Annotated in this window: 17 protein-coding genes; all 17 read right to left on the bottom strand. The window is 44.2% G+C overall.

What is annotated here, in order from left to right:
* Positions 1-114: 114 nt before the first annotated feature.
* Complete coding sequence (gene rpsU, locus BN3456_RS12030) at positions 115-291, bottom strand: 30S ribosomal protein S21 (RefSeq protein WP_004054229.1); 177 nt, start codon at positions 289-291, stop codon at positions 115-117.
* A gap of 125 nt (positions 292-416) precedes the next feature.
* Positions 417-3056, bottom strand: a complete 2640-nt coding sequence (gene alaS, locus BN3456_RS12025; protein ID WP_089984386.1) for an alanine--tRNA ligase — start codon at positions 3054-3056, stop codon at positions 417-419.
* 113 nt (positions 3057-3169) lie between these two features.
* Complete coding sequence (locus BN3456_RS12020; protein WP_089984385.1) at positions 3170-4684, bottom strand: 4Fe-4S dicluster domain-containing protein; 1515 nt, start codon at positions 4682-4684, stop codon at positions 3170-3172.
* A 44-nt stretch (positions 4685-4728) separates the two neighbouring features.
* The gene (locus BN3456_RS12015) at positions 4729-7119 is read right to left on the bottom strand and encodes a homocysteine S-methyltransferase family protein (protein ID WP_089984384.1); all 2391 of its coding nucleotides are present in this window, start codon (positions 7117-7119) and stop codon (positions 4729-4731) included.
* Positions 7116-7766 carry a vitamin B12 dependent-methionine synthase activation domain-containing protein gene (locus tag BN3456_RS12010; protein WP_089984382.1) on the bottom strand — a complete coding sequence of 217 codons (651 nt, stop codon included), beginning with the start codon at positions 7764-7766 and terminating at the stop codon, positions 7116-7118. The genes BN3456_RS12015 and BN3456_RS12010 overlap by 4 nt, the downstream gene beginning before the upstream one ends.
* 12 nt (positions 7767-7778) lie before the next feature.
* On the bottom strand, positions 7779-8648 hold the full coding sequence (metF, locus tag BN3456_RS12005; RefSeq protein WP_089984381.1) for a methylenetetrahydrofolate reductase [NAD(P)H]: 870 nt from the start codon (positions 8646-8648) through the stop codon (positions 7779-7781).
* Positions 8649-8699: 51 nt separating this feature from the next.
* Positions 8700-10148 carry a glycogen synthase GlgA gene (glgA, locus tag BN3456_RS12000; RefSeq protein WP_089984380.1) on the bottom strand — a complete coding sequence of 483 codons (1449 nt, stop codon included), beginning with the start codon at positions 10146-10148 and terminating at the stop codon, positions 8700-8702.
* A gap of 85 nt (positions 10149-10233) precedes the next feature.
* Positions 10234-11022 (bottom strand): sporulation transcription factor Spo0A, encoded by a 789-nt coding sequence (gene spo0A / locus BN3456_RS11995; protein ID WP_089984378.1) that lies wholly within the window; start codon positions 11020-11022, stop codon positions 10234-10236.
* 110 nt (positions 11023-11132) lie between these two features.
* Positions 11133-12197: a SpoIVB peptidase gene (gene spoIVB / locus BN3456_RS11990; protein WP_089984376.1), complete on the bottom strand. Its 1065-nt coding sequence runs from the start codon at positions 12195-12197 to the stop codon at positions 11133-11135.
* Positions 12198-12291: 94 nt separating this feature from the next.
* Positions 12292-13968 (bottom strand): DNA repair protein RecN, encoded by a 1677-nt coding sequence (recN, locus tag BN3456_RS11985; RefSeq protein ID WP_089984374.1) that lies wholly within the window; start codon positions 13966-13968, stop codon positions 12292-12294.
* A 9-nt stretch (positions 13969-13977) separates the two neighbouring features.
* Positions 13978-14436 carry an arginine repressor gene (argR, locus tag BN3456_RS11980; RefSeq protein ID WP_089984372.1) on the bottom strand — a complete coding sequence of 153 codons (459 nt, stop codon included), beginning with the start codon at positions 14434-14436 and terminating at the stop codon, positions 13978-13980.
* Positions 14437-14440: 4 nt separating this feature from the next.
* Positions 14441-15274, bottom strand: coding sequence for an NAD(+)/NADH kinase (locus tag BN3456_RS11975; protein ID WP_089984370.1), 834 nt, complete (start codon positions 15272-15274; stop codon positions 14441-14443).
* 9 nt (positions 15275-15283) lie between these two features.
* Positions 15284-16087, bottom strand: coding sequence for a TlyA family RNA methyltransferase (locus BN3456_RS11970; protein WP_089984369.1), 804 nt, complete (start codon positions 16085-16087; stop codon positions 15284-15286).
* A 15-nt stretch (positions 16088-16102) separates the two neighbouring features.
* Positions 16103-17971 (bottom strand): 1-deoxy-D-xylulose-5-phosphate synthase, encoded by a 1869-nt coding sequence (dxs, locus tag BN3456_RS11965; RefSeq protein ID WP_089984367.1) that lies wholly within the window; start codon positions 17969-17971, stop codon positions 16103-16105.
* Between the two features lie 13 nt (positions 17972-17984).
* A complete protein-coding gene (locus BN3456_RS11960) occupies positions 17985-18875 on the bottom strand; it encodes a polyprenyl synthetase family protein (protein WP_089984365.1) in 891 nt (296 codons plus the stop codon).
* Entirely contained in the window at positions 18865-19098 is a 234-nt protein-coding gene (xseB, locus tag BN3456_RS11955) for an exodeoxyribonuclease VII small subunit (RefSeq protein ID WP_089984363.1), read from the bottom strand. The genes BN3456_RS11960 and xseB overlap by 11 nt, the downstream gene beginning before the upstream one ends.
* Entirely contained in the window at positions 19079-20302 is a 1224-nt protein-coding gene (gene xseA, locus BN3456_RS11950; RefSeq protein WP_089984361.1) for an exodeoxyribonuclease VII large subunit, read from the bottom strand. The genes xseB and xseA overlap by 20 nt, the downstream gene beginning before the upstream one ends.

The following is a 20302-nucleotide window of genomic DNA, read 5'->3' as shown; positions in this document are numbered from 1 at the left end:
AAAAAGCCATGAACACTCGTCCATGACATCTTTGTCTGATATTATAATAGGAAACCTGGTTCCCTCTAATATAATAAATAGAGTGCCTTCTAACACTCTATTTATCTGCACATATTAATTATATTTGCGTTTTCTAGCAGCTTCAGATTTTTTCTTACGTCTTACGCTCGGCTTTTCGTAATGCTCCCTTTTACGAATCTCCTGCTGGATACCAGCCTTTGCACAGTTTCGTTTGAATCTGCGTAAAGCGCTATCTAACGTCTCGTTCTCTTTAACGATTACATTTGACATAGTCTCACACCTAACCTCCCCTCCAGCCTTGTATTGTGCATCATACGACTGTTCGGGTATATTTATTGCACTACAGAAGATTATATCATATTTTTGATAAACGTCAACTGTTTACTGCAAAAAAACTAAGAAAGTTGTCCTTTAAGAACCTCAGCTGTTTTTGCAAGAGCCTCTTTGATTCCTGCCGGGTTTTTTCCTCCTGCCTGAGCCATGTTCGGACGTCCGCCACCGCCGCCGCCTACCAGACCGGCGATTGCCTTAATAAGATTTCCTGCATGAGCACCTTGTTTTACAGCCCCTTCTGTTGCGGTTGCCATAAGATTTACTTTGCCTTTATTCTCAGCTGCAAGGACAACAACACCCTCTCCCATTTTTTCCTTTAACTGGTCTCCCAGTTCGCGCAGACCTGACATATCTACACCATCTGCCTCTATAGCCAATAAACCAAGCCCCGCTATCTCCTGTACCTGATTCATCACATCCCCCATTGCATCCTGTGCAAGGCGGCTCTTTAGACTTTCTGTCTCCGCACGCAGAGTTTTGTTCTCTGACTGTAAATGAGAAATTTTTTCAACAAGATTGTCAGGCGCTGCCTTCAACTCTTTTGCCGCCTCATTTAATCTTTCTTCCAGAATATTATAGTAATTCAGCAGTCCCTTTGAGGTCAGTGCTTCAATACGGCGTACCCCTGCTGCTACACCGCTCTCGGAGACAATCTTGAAAGCCATAATCTCACTGGTGTTCTTTACATGGGTACCGCCACAAAATTCAACGGAAAATCCGCCCATATTTACTACCCGGACAATATCACCATACTTTTCCCCGAAAAGTGCCTGTGCCCCGGTTTTCTTTGCCTCCTCTATAGGCATGTTCTGTATTTCTACGGGAATAGATGCCGCAATCTGCTCATTGACGATATCCTCTACCTTCTTCAATTCTTCCTGGCTCATTGCGGAAAAATGAGTGAAATCAAAACGCAGCCGTTCCTCGTTCACGCTGGAACCTGCCTGTTCAACATGGGTGCCAAGTACCATTCTTAATGCTTTCTGAAGAAGATGAGTGGCGCTGTGATTTCTTGCAGACAACGCCCGCTTCTCAGCATTTACAGCTAAATCCGCCTTCTCTCCCACACGGAGCATCCCCTTGATCACCTGCCCTACATGGCCTATTTTACCGCCCAGAAGCTTAATTGTATCCTCTACCTTGAACGTTCCCTCAGAGGTGGTTATGATGCCTGTATCAGCCGTCTGTCCTCCGCTGGTGGCATAAAAAGGAGTTTTGTCCGCAAAAACAGTTCCTCTTTCTCCTTCTGAGAGTGCATCCACAATTTCTGTCTCAGAAGTCAGCACCAATATTTCCGATTCATAGTTCAAATGATCATACCCCACAAAGGTACTGGTGACAGCCGGGTCTATAGACTCATATACAGTCACATCTGCTCCCATATAGTTCGTGACACCCCTGGCAGCCCTGGCAGTCTCTCGCTGCACCTGCATCGCAGCCCCAAAGCCTTCTTCGTCCACATCCATACCTTTCTCTTCCAGTATCTCCTTTGTCAGATCAATGGGAAATCCGTAAGTGTCATACAGTTTAAAGGCATCTTCACCGGAAAGAACTTTTTTCTTTGACGTATCCATATCCGCAATCATCTCAGATAAGATTCCCAGTCCCTGGTCAATGGTCTTATTGAATTGCTCTTCTTCCTTTACAATTACTTTTAGAATAAAGTCTCTCTTTTCTTCCAGCTCCGGGTAACCGTCTTTAGAACCTTCCATTACAGTTTCCGCCAGTGTTTCCATAAAATTTCCCTGTATATTCAGGAGACGCCCGTGCCTGCATGCTCTCCTGAGCAGACGTCGCAGTACATACCCCCTGCCCTCATTAGAAGGCATAATTCCGTCAGATATCATAAAGGTTACAGAACGAATATGATCCGTAATTACGCGGATTGAAACATCAGTCTGATAATCTGTGCCGTATTTTACATCGGCAAGTCTGCAGACATGAGTACGTAATTCTTTGAGGGTATCCACATCAAAGATGGAATCCACATCCTGCACCGCCACGGCCAGTCTTTCCAAGCCCATTCCCGTATCAATGTTCTTCTGTTCCAGTTCAGAATAATGTCCTTCACCGTCATTTTCAAACTGGGTAAATACATTGTTCCAAATTTCCATATAGCGGTCACAATCACAGCCTACCGTACAGCCTGGTTTTTTGCAGCCGTACTTTTCTCCTCTGTCATAGTAAATCTCAGAACAGGGGCCGCAGGGGCCGGAACCATGTTCCCAGAAATTATCTTCCTTTCCAAACTTAAAAATGTGTTCCTCAGGAATTCCCATTTTTTTATTCCAGATTTCAAAGGCTTCATCATCCTCCACATACACAGAAGGGTATAGTCTGTCCGGATCAAGACCTATTACATCCGTGAGAAACTCCCAGGACCACTCGATTGCCTCGTTTTTGAAATAATCTCCAAAAGAAAAGTTTCCAAGCATTTCAAAAAAGGTACCGTGGCGGGCGGTCTTTCCAACATTCTCAATATCGCCTGTACGGATGCACTTCTGACATGTCGTCACCCTTTTCCTCGGTGGGATCTCCTGTCCTGTAAAATATGGTTTCAGCGGCGCCATTCCTGAATTAATGAGCAAAAGGCTCTTATCGTTATGTGGTACTAAAGAGAAGCTCTTCATTGCCAGATGCCCTTTACTTTCAAAAAAGTCCAGGAACATCTTTCTTAATTGGTTTACTCCATATGACTGCATCATCTCATCCTCCGGTTTCTTTATCTGGGGCAGATAACTCTGCCTTATTCATGTTCAAAATTTCGCTAAGACATCATACCATAGCTGCCCGGATTTTTCAAATTTTGTTACTTTTATTTTAATTCAATCTCGGCCAGCTCCTTCGGAGGGACAGCGTTGGTGGATGCTTTTACGAAGTTACTAAGAGCCTTCTTTGCTTTTGTGATTGGAATGTTTGTACCTGCACCTGCAATACAGCCTCCTGGGCATCCCATCCCTTCGATCAGGCATCCGTTCATTTTCCCTGCTTTGGCCAACGTAAGAATCTTTTTACATTCGGCCAGACCTTCTGCATGTTCAATGCTTACATCCACCCCCGGGTAATACTCATTGATGCATTTCTCGATGGCCGCAGCAACACCGCCTGCACAGGCATAGCCCCTGCCTGCGCCTGTGGCATCATGGAAATTGGATTCAGATTTATATTCTGTGCGATCAATCTCCTTAGCATCAAACATAGCCTGCAATTCTTCAAAGGTAACAACAAAATCAACATCACTGCGCACAGATCGCCTGGAAGCTTCTAATTTTTTAGAAGCACAGGGACCGATGAAGACTACCTTGGCATCCGGGTGTTCCTGTTTGATACTTCTTGCGGTAGCTACCATAGGCGTCAGTTCCTGGGAAATCTGATCTATCAGATCCGGGAAATATTTTTTAGCCAGCATTGCCCAGGAGGGACAGCAGGATGTAAGCAGAAAGGGAAGTTCTCCTGTAAGCACTTTGTCAACATAATGCTGTGCTTCCGCCATGGCTCCTATATCTGCTCCCAGAGCCACTTCATATACTTCTGTAAATCCCAGCTCGTGAAGTGCAGCCTTAATATTCTTTTGTGTAATATTGTCACCGAACTGTCCGATAAAGGCCGGTGCAATCTCGGCTATAATTTCTCCTTCCTCACGGAGCGCACGGGTCAGCTGAAATAGCTGTGATTTATCTGAAATAGCACCGAAGGGACAGCTTACCATGCACATGCCGCAGGATACACATTTCCCATCATCGATGCGTGCTCTTCCATATTTGTCTGAAACAATGGCATGCACTCCACAGGCTTTCTGACAAGGTCTTTCCTTCTTTGCTATCGCATCATAGGGACAGGCGGACTTGCATCTTCCGCACTTGATACATTTTTCCTGATCAATATAGGACTTTCTATTACCCACAAAGGAGATGGCATCCCTGGGACAAACCTCCTGACAGGGATGGGCAAGGCAGCCTTTACACATATTGCTGACTTCATATTTGTTTTCCTCGCAGCTCTCACAGGCCGAAGGAATCACCTGCATAAGGGGCGGCTCATAATACTTCTCAGAAATATTGCTGGCTGCCATTCCTGCTGTCAGATGTACCGCCCTGTTTTCCGGACGCAGTGACAAGCCCATGGCAAGACGCAGCCTTTCTCTAACTATGGCGCGGGCACGGTAAGTACTCTCCCTGTATTGTTCTACATCATCATTTACAATTTCAAAAGGAATTTCTTCGGCATCTTCCAGAAGAGTCTCCGCACTGCCTTTAAAACCTAATTTTGCAACTTCCGTGAACACCTGTCTTCGTATAGCCCTGACCGGTGTCTGTAATCCTCTCATCATAAGCTTTTCTCCTTCTTGTACTCTTGAATAAAAAGTGTGGTTTCCTATTGTGCAAAAACGCGCTGTGCGTAATATACGGACTGCATGGCATCTTTCCCATAAAAGTCTGCTCCTATCATATCCGCATATTCCTGGTTCAAAACGGCACCGCCCACCATCACTTTGCAGTCAGGCACATTCTTCCTTAGCAGACGTATCGTGTCCTCCATACTAACCACAGTAGTCGTCATGAGTGCACTTAACCCCACCAGCTGTACATTCTCTTCTTTTGCTTTCGCGGCAATTCGTTTTGGCGCCACATCTTTTCCCATATCTATAACATCAAAACCGTAGTTTTCTAACAATACCTTCACGATATTTTTCCCAATATCATGGATATCCCCCTTTACGGTGGCCAATATAATTTTATCCTTCTTTTCACTTGACTTACCGCTTTCGGCAAGAGAATCCTTTAAAATGGCAAACGCCGCTTTTGCCGCCTCCGCACTCATCAAAAGCTGGGGCAGAAAGACTGTGCCCTGTTCAAATCCTTTTCCCACATAATCCAGCGCAGGAATCAGATGTTCATTGATGATATCAAGAGGAACCTTATCCTTAACCATGTCGCAGGTAATGTGATGAGCTTCTTCTTTCAGACCTTTCTCTATTGCCGCTTTAAGTGACATATCAAGGGTGCCTGAAGAAGCATCCCGTACCCCTTTACTTGCTCCTGCATATCTGGTAATATATTTTTCACAGTTGCTGTCCATATTCATGAGTGCATGGTATGCGTAATAGGACCTCATCATTTCTTCAGAGGAAGGATTGATAATTCCCGCACTCAAGCCATTTAACATTGCCATGGTATAGAAATTGGAATTGATGACAGGACGGTTGGGCAAGCCAAACGAAATATTGGATACTCCGAGAACCGTGTGCACCCCTAATTCTTCTCTGACCTTTTTCAGGGCCATCAGTGTCACCTTGGCTCCCTCGGGTTCTGAACTGATTGTCATGGCAAGCACATCAATTACAATATCCTTTTTTTGTATTCCATATTTTTTTGCTTCCGCAATGATTTTTCGGGCTACTGCCACTCTTTCGTCCGCTGTTTTAGGAATTCCCGCCTCATCCAGAGTAAGTCCTATAACTACACCGCCATATTTTTTTATCAAAGGAAATACTGCATCCATAGATTCCTGTTTTCCGCTGACAGAATTCACCATAGGTTTTCCATTATAAATCCGCAGCGCCGCTTCCATAGCCTTTGTATCTACCGTATCGATTTGAAGTGGCAGGCTGGTCACACTCTGGAGTTCCTCCACTACTTCTGCCATCACTGCAGCTTCATCTATATCCGGCAGGCCCACATTCACATCCAGGATATGTGCCCCCAGGTCCTGCTGAGTGATTCCTTCCTTGAGAATATAGTCTATGTCATGGTCCTTTAACGCCTGCTTAAATCTCTTTTTCCCTGTGGGATTGATCCGTTCGCCTATGATTTTAGAATCCCGGCCGAAACATACAGACTGGCCATAGGATGAGATCATTGTAATATTCTTTTCCCCGGCCGGTTTCAGTGACTTTCCCCGACAGAGTTTTGTCATCTCCCTGATATGCTCAGGTGTGGTACCGCAGCACCCGCCTATGACGGCAGCACCCTGACTTACAATTTCCTTCATAGTGCCTGCAAACTCCCTGGGAAGAACATCGTAATAAGTCTCTCCCTTTACCTGCTTTGGCAATCCCGCATTGGGCTTGACAATAACTGGCAGTGACGTATACTCAAGGATCTGTTCAAAAACAGGAAGCATCTGTACCGGCCCCAGACCACAGTTGATACCAAGTGCATCCACCCGCAGTCCTTCCAGCAGCGCCACGACTGCGGGAACATCTGCCCCGGTGAGAAGCTTGCCCCTCTCATCAAAAATAGTCGTTACGAACACAGGAAGATGGGTATTTTCTTTCGCTGCCAGGACAGCAGCCTTCAGTTCATAGGTGTCACTCATGGTCTCAATATGAATCAGATCAGCTCCTGCCTCAGCTCCCCGGCGCATTACCTCGCCAAAGGCATTATACGCATTTTCAAAATCCAGGTCGCCCATGGGTTTAAGGAGCTTTCCGGTAGGCCCTACATCTAATGCCGTGTAGATTTCCCGTCCACCGGTCCCAGCCTGAGAAGCCGCCCTCTTGGCGTGTTCCACTGCCGCACTCACAATTTCCTGAAGGGAACAGGCCTCATCATGAAATTTCAGTGCGTTGGCCCCAAATGTATTTGTCAGCACGATGTCACTACCGGCTTCAATGTATTGCCTATGTATATCTGTAATGATATCGGCATGAGTTATATTCCATGTCTCAGGGAGTTCCCCCGGCTTCAATCCTTCTGCCTGAAGTAAAGTTCCCATACCGCCGTCAAAAAAAAGCAGTTCTTTTCCCAATCTGTCTAAAATCATATTGTATCCCTTCTATATGCACAGTCTTCTTTGTCACAGGATTCGCAGCCTTTACTGTGACATTTTTCTTTTGCAGCACTGGCCCCTATGACAGCCGTGACGGACTTTGTCGGAGACATCATAAAGCTGTCTGTCATTGTAAGCCCAATTAGCTTTGCACAGTCCAGCATCTGCATGAGCTGCGTCTGATAGTGTATGTCAAAATCTCCATAACCGGGGCTGAAACGGGGTCTGAGATAAAGTCCCTGAGTTCTTAGTTCCCTGTCGATATTGCTCTGACATTCCTCGCAGTATTCTTCCAGCATGGCTGCCGCACATGCCTGCAGCACCACCGTCCTGGCCATATCTGTCAGGGAAGCCCTCCTTATCAGCCTGTCCGCTCCTATTCCCAGGGTTGCTCCAAACAGAACGATTTTATTACATCCCTTAAGGTTCTTTGCGAGATTTTTACTGTGTATCTCCATTGTTTCGATTAAAACTTTGTCATCCCCAGTCTGTTTTAAATCAAAGATGCGGTAGATGGATTTCCGGCCTGCAGCCGCTTCCAGATTCAAAAAAGAATCAGAAATCAGTGCAAGGGTATGATCGTCTACCGCATGTTTCCCATATCCCAGATAGCGGATGGCTTCCTTCGTCATCGTATCCATTTGCTGCAACTCCTAGCATTTTACAATTTCAGATAACTGAGACATAATTGTCTCTGCTACATTCGGCTTATTCATCGAGTATATATGAATGTTCTTTATTCCATTGGCAAGCAGATCAATAATCTGATCAACAGCATAAGCAATACCGGCCTGCTGCATAGCCTCCGGGCAATCCCCGAACCGATCTGCAATCGCCAGAAAGCGCCTGGGGAACACAGTGCCCGAGAGTTCAATACTCCGCTTTATCTGCTTCGCACTCGTAATAGGCATAATACCGGGCAAAACAGGTACAGTAATGCCGGCCTCCCGGATACGGTACAAAAAATTATAGTGGATATCATTTTCAAAAAACATCTGGGTGGTCAGAAAATCGACGCCTCTGTCCACCTTTTTTTTCAGAAACCTGATATCCTCTTTGCTGTATTGACTCTCCGGATGTCCCTCCGGATAACAGGCTGCGCCAATACAAAAATCACCGTAGTTATGTATCTCTGTCACCAGCTCACTGGCATGACGGAAACGGTCATCTGAGGGAAAGGATGAATTTTCCGGAATGTCTCCTCTTAGTGCCAGTATATTTTCTATTCCCAACTCCTTGAGATTCTTTATTACGCTTCTTACTTCTTTCTTTGTGGAGGAAGCACAGGTGAGATGCGCCAGGCTTTCCACGCCCAAATCCTCTTTGATATGTCTCGCAATTTCGGCGGTATTCTTACTGGTGCCGCCTCCTGCCCCATAAGTAACACTGATGAAATCCGGTTTTAATTCTGCAATTCTGTCCGTTGCCTGTAACACATTATCAAATCCGGCATCTGTCTTCGGCGGAAAAACCTCAAAAGATATGTGTATCCGGTCTTCTTTCAGTTTATCTATAATCTTCATGTAATTTACTCTCCTGTCTTTATCTTAAGCTCTTTTCAAAAGCTGATTTTCTTATTCTCCAATCAGATCCCTGTATAAATCCTGATACTGTCTGGCTGAATTCTTCCAGGAAAAATCCTGATTCATTGCGTGCTCTACAATTTTATTCCAATCACGTTTCTTATCATAATAAATATGTCCTGCATAACGAATCGTGTTCAGCAGTTCCTCTGCATTATAATTTGCAAAACTGAAGCCGGTCCCGGTTTTGTCAAACTCGTTGTATGGTTCTACTGTATCTTTTAATCCTCCTGTTTCCCTTACAATCGGAATTGTGCCGTAGCGAAGGCTCATAAGCTGGCTTAAACCACATGGTTCAAACAGCGACGGCATCAAAAACGCATCGCAGGATGCATAAATCCGATGGGATAAGTCTTCCGAATAAAAGATGTTCGCGGATACTTTTCCTGAATACTTCCATGCAAAATGACGGAACATATTCTCATATCTCGCTTCGCCCGTGCCAAGTACAACAATCTGAACGGCATCCTGACACAACTCATCCATGATATAGTCTATCAAATCCAATCCCTTTTGATCTGTTAATCTTGATACTATTCCAATGAGCATGACCTTGGGATTTCTCTCCAGTCCCAATTCTTTCTGCAATGCAAGTTTGTTGACTGGTTTGTTTCTGCGGAAGGTATCAGATGTAAACTTCTTTGTAATTCTTGTGTCCGAAAAAGGACTGTATTCTTCGTAATCAAGTCCGTTCACAATACCGCATAAATCGTTGGAACGGGCCACCATCAGACCATCAAGGCCTTCTCCATAAAAATGTGTCTTAATTTCTTCTGCATAAGTCTGGCTTACTGTCGTCACTTTGTCTGCATATACAATTCCGCCTTTTAGAAGATTAGCATCGTTGTATGCTTCCATTTTGTCCGGTACAAAATAATACTCCGGCAGTTCTGTAATCTGACGGACGGTTTTTGTATCCCATACTCCCTGGAACTTCAGGTTATGTATCGTCATAATTGTCTTAATTCCACGGTAATACTCTCCCAGATAACGGAAATTATCAATATAAACCGGTATCAGCCCGGTCTGCCAGTCATGACAGTGTATAAGATCAGGACGAAATCCAATGACTGGAAGAATGCTTAACACTGCTTTTGAAAAAAAGGCAAACTTCTCAATATTCCATCGTGGGTCTCCTTCATAGGGAGCAGCACCGCTGAAATAATACTCATTGTCGATAAAATAAAATATAACATTCTCATGCACACATTTCAAAATTCCCACATACTGATTCTGATTGGCGATGTCCATATAGAAATGGTCTATATTTTCCATTTTATCTTTCCATTTCTGGTTCATACAGGAATATTTCGGAAGCACAACACGTGCGTCATACTTTTTTCTGTTGAAGTATTTCGGCAGCGAACCCGCTACATCCGCAAGACCTCCTGTCTTAATAAACGGCACACATTCTGAAGCTGCAAACAAAATGTTTTTCATAGCTTTTCCTCCAATACCCTCAGTATTTACTCTAAAATCTTATACTGAAAAATATTATACCCTATTTTGGAGGTAAAAGAAAGAATTATCTGTGCTTGTACTCTAACTGAATTGTGTCGGCAATCAAGGCTATAAATTCTGAATTTGTAGGTTTCCCTTTGCCCGTGCTGACTGTATATCCAAATAGTTCGTCCAATGTGTCTAATTTTCCCCGATTCCAAGCAACTTCGATTGCATGGCGTATAGCACGCTCAACACGGCTGGATGTAGTCTGGTACTTCTTTGCCACAGTGGGATAAAGAACCTTAGTAATTGCATTAAGTACATCCATATCATCGACAGACATCATAATCGCATCTCTTAGATAATGATAACCTTTAATATGAGCCGGTATACCGATTTCATGGAGCATATTCGTAATACGATTCTCCAGGTCTTCTTCTCTGGTACATGAATGCACAGATAACTCTTCATTTTTCTTATCGTGACTTTGGAACACTTTTCTTACAGTTTTGATACGATTCACCAACATCTCATTGTTGAAAGGTTTCATGATGTAGTAATTTGCACCCTTATTGAAGGCGTCTTCTGTGATTTTTTCCTGCCCGACCGCTGTTACGACAATAAAATCAGGGTGTTTTGACATGGTTTTATCTTGATTAACGTGCTCCATAACGGATAATCCATCCATTTTCGGCATAATAAGATCAAGAAGAACCACATCCGGCTGCTGGTTTTTGATAATCTGACACATCTCTTCACCATTTTTTGCCTTTCCAACCACCTTGAGCTCTTTGTCCATGTTGATAATTTCTTCAAGTAAGTTCAAAATCCGTTCATTATCATCAGCGATGGCCACGTTCAAATGTTCCATAATCCCTCTCTCCTCCAAGGACCTTAACTGAAAAACACCACGCGATTATTATATCCCGTTGCTCAACGCGGAATCAAGCGTAAATTGTTTCGTTATTTCGACAAAGACCTTTACTTAACATTTTCCAACATGTTATCTATAAAAATCCCGTATCCTTTTGTGGAATCTTGCACAAAAACGTGGGTTACTGCGCCTATTAATTTCCCGTTTTGGAGAATGGGACTTCCGCTCATACCTTGTATGATTCCACCCGTCTTTTCAAGGAGTTTCGGGTCTGTGACCTGGATTACGATACCCTTATTCACTTCTTGTCCGGAAAAGTCGATATCTGTCACTTTTATACTATATTCATGCACTTCGCTGTCGATATAGCAACGCATTGTCGCATCCCCGATTTCCACTTCATTCCTGGATGCTGTCTCTACAGGAATCTGCTCTGTAAACAGATCATCGATTTTATCTATACGACCATAAATTCCTTCCTCTGTGTTCTTTTCAATCGTGCCGATTCTATTATACCCATTATAGACGATGATCCCTTCCATGCTTCCGGGGATGCCATTTTCTCCCTTTTTAACCGAGTGTATACTGGTTTTATAGAGAGTTCCATCAGCGATAGAAAGCAGTGTATTTGTATCAATATCATGGATCCCGTGCCCCAAAGCCCCAAACATACTGCTTTTTGTCAGAAATGTAACAGTTCCAAGACCTTGTATATTATCCCTCACCCAGATCCCAAGTTTGTATTCATCAGGCTTACACTCCACCGGTTTGATTTTTACATCTAAAATTTCTTCGTTTCTCCTAAGCTGAAGAATTACTGTCTTTTCATCTAACCTCTTTAAAGCATTCATTAGTTCCTTCTTGTTTTCAATTGTCTTTCCATTTAGCCCGGTAATATAATCACCGCATTTTACAAGATGTAATGCCGGTTCATATTGAGCACCATCTAAGCCTTCAATGTGATCTGTATCCAGAACCATGACTCCGTCGGTCTCCATGTAAATTCCCACCGGCATACCTCCGACAAGAACCGTATCACTGTTGATTGCCTCTGTACTGACTTCCGTCTGCTTTGCCGCGTCTGTGGCAGCCCATCCAAAGCAGCCCACTGCAGCAGATAAGAAAAAGATAAAAAAGAAAGCTAGTATTTTGCTATGCCAGTGTCCTTTCATTTACACACGTCCTCTCCTTTATTTAGAATAAAAAACAGATGCCAATTGGTATCTGTTTTTAGTATGTGTGTATGTAGTCTATTTCACACTGGTATTATATTTCACGCTTTGCCAGTTCTTTCATTTCGGCCGCGCTCTCCATTATCTTTCCGGTTATTTTTGCCCCACCCAGAAGTCTTGCCAGTTCGTTCACGGATTCCTGCTCACCTAGACAAAGTATTTCTGTTTTGGTTATATTTGATTTTGCTTTTTTTTGAATCAAATAATGTGCATCTGCCATGGCTGCTATCTGGGCAAGATGCGTAATGCATATGACCTGTCTGTTTCTGCCTATCTCGCGCATCTTCTCCCCAACCTTGCCCGCTGTGATGCCGCTGATTCCTGTATCTATTTCGTCAAAAATCAAAGTCGGAGTGTCTTCCTTGTCCGCCAGCACTGCTTTAACTGCCAGCATAATTCTGGAGAGTTCTCCTCCGGAGGCAACATTCCCCAAAGGCTTTACGGACTCTCCAGGATTCGTAGAAATATAGAATTCACCTTCATCTGCTCCGTTCGCAGAATAAGCACCGGCACTGCTTATCCTCATTTCAAACTGTACATCCAGAAAATTCAAATCATTTAGCCCCTGCTTTATTTCTTTAACAAAAATTTGTGCGGCTTCTTTCCGGGCTTTCGTCAGCGCTGTTGAATACTTACGTAATTCTTTCTCGCTTTGCGCATATTTTTTTTCAAGTTCAGCAATATAATTATCATAATCTTTCAGTTCATTTAGTCTTTCACTTTTTATGGCGAAATATTCTTTGATTTCATTTACACTGTTTCCATATTTTGTCTTTAAATAATTTAACTGATTCAGACGATTTTCCGTCTCAAAATACTCCTCCTCCGAGAACTCGAAACTTTTAGCATAGTCCGAGAGTTCCCTGTTAAAGTCATTTAGAAGGCTGTCAATTTCCACAAGCTGCTGATATAAACTACTGCCGACAGCATCGCAGTCCTCCACTCCCTGAAAAGCGCGGATGGCCCGGCTCAGGAAATCGCTGGCATTACCCTGGGCACTTTCACTTGTAAACTGATAAGTCTCTGCAATACTCTCTGTAAGGCGTCTGCTCTCAGTCATACGCTGATACGTTAATTCAAGACTTATATCTTCTTCGTCCTGCAAATTCGCCTCTTCAATTTCATTTATCTCAAATTCGGCAAGTGAAATTTCTTTCTTTCGGCTTTCCTCGTCCATGGCCGATACTTCCAGCTTGCGTCTGCACTTTTGAAAGTTCTTAAATGCAGCAGAAACAGACGCTTTCAGCGCTGTTACCTTATCTCCGGCATATACATCCAGCAGCGCAAGATGATTTTTCTTGTGCAGCAGAGTCTGATGTTCATGCTGGCCGTGTATATCAATCAAAATACTGGCCACATCCTTCAGCGTGGCCATATTAACCATCTCTCCGTTGATTTTGCTGACACTGCGGCCCTCCATCAATTTTCTCGAAAGAACAAGCATATTGCTCTCAGGAAAAATATCCAGTGCCTCCAGCTGTTTTTCTATTGCCTCATCTTCCACGGAAAACATCAGCTCTACAAGGCCTGCCCCGGCTCCTTTTCTCAGCATATCCGCACTGTATCTGCCTCCCAGTGCAAGGCCTACAGAGCCCAGAATAATTGATTTCCCGGCTCCTGTCTCACCAGTCAGGATATTGAGTCCCGGCTGGAATTCTACTTCAATTTCGTCAATCAACGCTAAGTTCTTAACATGCAGATATTGTAACATATACTTTTTCTAATTCCCCTTTGCCACAATCTTTCGAATCTTGTCCATGACAGCCACAGTCTCTTCTGTACTGCGGATAGCGCACATAATTGTGTCATCCCCCGCAATACACCCCACTACCTCTTTCCATTTCATGGCATCTACTGCCGCAGCAACTGCCATTGCCATGCCTGATACAGTCTTAATTACAAGAATATTTTGTGCCATATCCATCGAATCATAGCCGTCTCTAAGCACACGGATATACTTTTCATTCATCCCGTCATCCTTGGGCTTTAGTATCACGTACTTCTGCCTGCCCTCACCGGCAGAAACTTTGGTAAGCTTTAAGTCCCGGATGTCCCTGGACACTGTTGCCTGGGTTACTTTAAACCCGGCCTTGTTTAGAAATTCCGCCAGCTCCTCCTGAGTCTCAATGTCATGCTGGCTGATTAATTCAATGATTTTTGCATGGCGACTGACTTTCATAGTTCTACTTTCCTTTCATCTTCATACACAATCTTTTCATAAAACTCTCATTGCAAAGCTTGATCATCTTCGCCGTTTCCTCTGCCCTCTTTATCACAATCCTGTTTCCTGTCACCATGGAAATCGGATTTGTCCCATCAAATACAGCTACGGCATGTTCTGTTCTCCCATAACGTCCCGAACAAAGTTCCACTTCAATAATATCGTCTGCCGACAATACGATGCTGCTTGTGTTCAACGTATGAGCACAGATAGGTGTGATTACAAACATACTGGCCGTAGGCTCCACAATGGGCCCTCCCGCTGAAAGATTATAGCCCGTAGTTCCCGTAGGCGTAGAGATAATAACACCATCAGCCTGATAGGTGCTAAGCAGTTCTTCGTTGACATAAATGTTAAAGTAAATGATACGCAGTGATCCGTCCCTAGTGATCACAATATCGTTCATCGCTGAATGTGCAGGTATATCCTCCACCTGGCCCCGCAGCATCATGCGCTCTTCAACAGACGGTTTCGTATGGAACAAAATATCCAGAGCTTTGCGGAAATCGTGTAATTCTACCTCAGTCAGGTAACCTAATGTCCCCAGATTGATGCCAAGCAGCGGAATATTGAGGCCCTCCAGCTCTCTTGCCGCACGTATGAAAGTCCCGTCACCGCCAAGAACCAGAGCACAGTCAGCCTCCTTGGGGACAGTCCCCTGTATAATATTACCTTCCTGATCCTTTTGGGACAGAATACCTTTTTTCCCATTTTGCCTGATATAATCTAATACTTCATTCGTGATACTGAAATCAGTATCCTTCAGTTTATTTGTTATAATGTAAAAATTGTCCATTGTATCCCCTTATTTCGTCAGTGTTTCAAATGCCTTGTCCACCACTGTCCGTAAGTCAACTTTTATTTCATGCGTACACGTCACTGATTTTTTTAAGTGTATCAGATATTCAATGTTCCCCTCTGGTCCTTTTATAGGGGAAAAGTCAATATTTTTTATTTCAAACCCAAGAGCGCCGGCATAGGATGCCACTTTTTCTATGACTTCATGATGAGTACTTTTATCACGCACCACTCCCTTTTTTCCAACTTTTTCCCTGCCCGCCTCAAATTGGGGCTTAATCAGAGCCACAATTTCCCCATCCTCTTTCAGATAGTTGCGAATAGGCTCCAATACCTTTGTCAGAGAAATAAAAGAAACATCTATGGAAGAAAAGTCTACCGGTTCTCCTATATCATCAGATGTCACATAGCGGATATTGGTTTTTTCCATACTGACTACACGCTCATCCTGTCTCAGTTTCCAGTCAAGCTGTCCCCTGCCTACATCTATGGCAAATACTTTTACAGCACCGTTCTGCAGCATACAGTCGGTAAAACCGCCTGTGGATGAGCCTACATCCGAACAGACCTTTCCCTTCACGCTGACATCAAAATTAGCCAATGCCTTTTCCAGCTTTAATCCGCCACGGCTTACATAAGGCAATGTATGTCCTCTTACCTCTATGAGCACATCACCGGGAAAAGCAGATCCCGCCTTGTCCTCCCGCTGTCCGTTCACAAAGACATTTCCTGACATAATAATAGCTTTTGCCTTTTCCCTGGATTCTGCTAGATTTCGTTTCACCAGCAGTACGTCTAATCTTTCCTTCATTTTACCCTTTCTCACCTAAACCAGCATATATTCTGTGATTATTTTCTTTGTAATGCTTTCACAGTCCAGCCCTACTTCATGGCGCAGCACATCTACGCTTCCGTGCTCCACATAATCGTCGGAAATCCCGATATTGAGTACACGGATGCCTAAGTGAGCTCTTGACACATAGGAAAGCACCTGCTCTCCATAGCCCCCGGTCAGCACATTCTCCTCTATGGTCACGAAAAGAGTATGGTCTTGTGCCATTTTTTCCAGTGTTTCAGTGTCCAGCGGTTTAATAAACCGGGCATTGACGAGACTGCAGCTGTATCCGATATCCTTTAGCTTTCTCCGCACTTTCTCCCCAAGAGAAGCCATATGACCCACAAACAAGAGGACAATATCTTCCTCTTCATAAAGGACCTCACTCTTTCCATATACAATCGGTGTACGAAAATCTTTAAGACCCTCATAGGCTTCTCCTCTTGGGTACCGCAGAGCTGCAGGGTACTCAAAGTCCACAGCAAATCTGAGCATATCCGCCATTTCCCAGCGATTTTTGGGGGACATGATCGTCATATTTGGTATTGTGGACAAAAAAGACAGATCAAACAGTCCTTGATGGGTTTCTCCATCACTGCCCACCAGGCCCCCCCGGTCTACTGCCAGAACAACCGGCAGCTTTTGCAGGCATATATCATGAATTGCCTGGTCATAAGCGCGCTGTAAAAAGGAGGAATATACTGCAACCACCGGTTTCATCCCCCCTGCGGCAAGTCCTGCGGCAAAAGTCAGTGCATGCTCTTCTGCAATTCCCACATCAAAAAAACGTTCCGGGAAATATTTCTGAAAACGTGAAAGCCCTGTGCCGTCTGCCATAGCTGCTGTGATTGCAGTAACTTTCTCATCTTGCTTTGCAATGTCACAAAGTACCTTGGAAAACACATCTGAATAACTGTCCTTCCCACTTTTGTCCCCGTTTGATTCCCCTGTGATTACATCAAATGGTCCGGTTCCGTGAAAACGGGACGGATTTTCCTCCGCCGGAGTATACCCCTTTCCCTTCTTCGTCAGGACATGGATAAGCACAGCGTGATTTACTCTTTTTGCTTCCTGCAGAGTTCTGCAAAGACTCTTTAAGTTGTGACCGTCCACAGGACCCAAATATGTTATCCCCATGTCTTCAAACAGCATGCCCGGTACAAGAAGCTGTTTGATACCGCTTTTCGTTTTTTTTACTTTATTTATAATTTTTTCTCCCTGTACCGGAATCTTAAGAAGAGTATCCTCCACACCCTTCTTCAAATCGGTATAAGCCTCTGTTGTACGCAGGCCATTGAGATATTTAGACATTCCGCCTACATTTTCGGAGATGGACATATTATTGTCGTTGAGAACGATGATAAAATTACTTTTCAGCCGGGAGGCATTATTCAGAGCCTCATATGCCATTCCGCCTGTCATGGCACCGTCACCTATAATTGACACAACAGAATTTGATTTCCCAAGTATATCTCTGGCAGCTACATATCCCAGCCCCGCAGAAATGGATGTTGAACTGTGCCCTGTATCAAAGGCATCGCATTTACTTTCCTTTCTCTTGGGGAACCCGCTCATCCCTCCGTATTTGCGCAATTCATCAAAACCGGCCCGGCGGCCTGTCAGGAGTTTGTGGGTATAGGACTGATGCCCAACATCCCAGATTAACTTATCCTTGGGCAGTGAAAATACCAGGTGCAGAGCCATCGTAAGCTCTACAACTCCCAGATTAGAGGCCAGATGTCCACCGGTTTTACTGATTTTCTCCACAAGGAACTGCCGGATTTCTTTTGCCAGTAAATCCAGTTCCTCCGGATGGAGTTCTTTTATATCATTTTCCTTTTGAATCTTTTCTAATATCATAAGGAATTCCTCTCTATTTGCTTCTGTTAACTAATGATTCCAACAACTGAGGAAGGTACTTCTCCTCTGGTTTCAGACTCATAAGAAGCGTCACAGCCTCATGGGAAAGCTTTGCCACCAGTGCTTTTGCCTCTGCTAATCCTTTCCATGTAACATAGGTTGTCTTTTCATTCTTTTCATCGCTGTGTACCGGTTTCCCCAGGACTTCCGCGGTTCCTGTCACATCTAGTATATCATCCTGAACCTGAAAAGCCAGCCCTGTCTTCCCGGCAATGTCTTCTACAATCTTTACCTGGCTGTCATCTGCACCCCCAAGAATTGCCCCAATCATCATAGCCGCTTCAATCAGAGCTCCTGTTTTCAGTCTGTAGATAAAATCCAGTTTTTCACCGGATATAGCTTGCCCGGCAGATTTCACATCTACGACCTGCCCCCCGATCATCCCATAAATACCGGCCTTAGCCGTCAGAACCTGAAGGGCTTTCCCAATCCGTCGGCTTTGCTCCGGCTCTATATCAAAAGCACAGGAAACAGTCTCAAAAGCGTAGTTGAGCAATGCATCACCTGTGAGAATTCCAATATCCTCTCCATATACAATATGCGTTGTCTTTCTTCCTCTCCGATAATCATCATTGTCCATAGCCGGAAGATCATCATGAACCAGTGAATACGTATGAATCATCTCCAGAGCTGCCATAAAAGGTTCTATCACCCTGCTTGTCCCGCCGAAGAGCCGATAGGTTTCCTGCATCAGCATGGGCCGAATCCGTTTTCCCCCGGCCATCAGGTTGTATTCCATCGCTTCCATAATCACGGCCTGGTATCCTTCCTGTTTTGGAAGATAACTACGCAGTATGCTCTCAATTTCTTTTACTTTTCTCTGATATGTCTCCTTAAAATTCATGAGTCTCTCCATTCTCATCCAGCATCTGCACCTTTTTCTCCACGGTGTCAATCGTTGTATTGCACTGCTTCAACAGATTCATTCCCTTTTGATAAAGCTGGAAAGATTCTTCCAAAGACACCTCGTCTCCTTCCAGCCTGGAAACTACCCGATCCAGATTCTCAAACAACTCTTCCAGAGAAGTTCCCTGCTCACTTTGTGTTTTATTCTCCTGCTCTGCCATCCGGCTTCACCTCCGTCTTATCTTTTACTTTTGCACTGATATATCCATCTGACACATAAATGCGGATTGGATCACCGGAGGAAATCCTTTTTACAGATTTAATATTTATTCCTCCGGGTCCTTCCACATAAGAATATCCGTGATTTAACTTTGCCAGGGGCGAAAGTCCCTTCATCTGCTCCACATATAATGCAAACTGATGTTTCTTTCCTCCCAGACAGTTATTCATCAACATGCGCAGCTTGTGCTCTGTATCCGCAGCGCGCTGTCTTTTCTCGTTAAGTCTCTGCCCAGGGTGTGTAAACTTCAGCTTCAGGGCTGCCTGCTCACTTCTTCTTCTCTCCTGAAGAATCCTTTGGGTTATACTGCGCCTCAGCTGTAATTCGTATTCCCCCATGATTCCTGCCGTCCCCATATATTCATAGACGGCAAGTTCAGCGGCTGCCGACGGTGTGGGAGCGCGCAGATCGGCCACATAGTCTGCTATGGTTGTGTCTGTTTCATGTCCAACAGCTGAAATCACCGGGACCCGGCAGTCAAAGATGGCCTGTGCCACTGCTTCTTCATTAAAGGCCCACAAATCTTCTATAGAGCCGCCTCCGCGCCCTACAATCATAACATCTATATCCTTTTTTTCTAACATTTGAATTCCGTTAACAATACTATTTACCGCACCTTCTCCCTGTACAAGAGCAGGATATAGAATCAGCTGCACATAGGGATTTCTTCTAGAAGCGATATTTATAATATCGCGAACCGCAGCCCCAGTTGGGGCCGTCACAATACCTACCCTTTTTACATATTTCGGAATTGGCAGCTTGTATTGCACAGAAAACATGCCCATTTCCTCCAGTTCCTTTTTAAGGGTCTCAAATTTTTCATACAGGAGACCTGCTCCGTCCAATAGGATTTCCCGGGCATAAAGCTGGTAACTGCCGCTCCTTTCATAGACACTGACAGAGCCTAAGACAATCACCTGCTGACCCTCCTGCATACGAAAAGAAAGCCCTGACCGTGAACCCGCAAACATTACGCAGGCTATCGTGCCGGACTCGTCCTTTAATGAAAAATAGATATGTCCTGAAGTATGATATTTACAATTGGAGACCTCTCCTTTTACATAAATTCTATTCAGCATGAAGTCCTGTGTAAACATGTTTTTAATATATGCATTGACCTGCTTTACCGTATAGACATTACGCAT

It is taken from the genome of Clostridium sp. C105KSO13, from assembly GCF_001517425.1.
Taxonomy (GTDB): Bacteria; Bacillota; Clostridia; order Lachnospirales; family Lachnospiraceae; genus Muricomes.
This window is presented reverse-complemented; position numbering and strand designations above follow the sequence as displayed.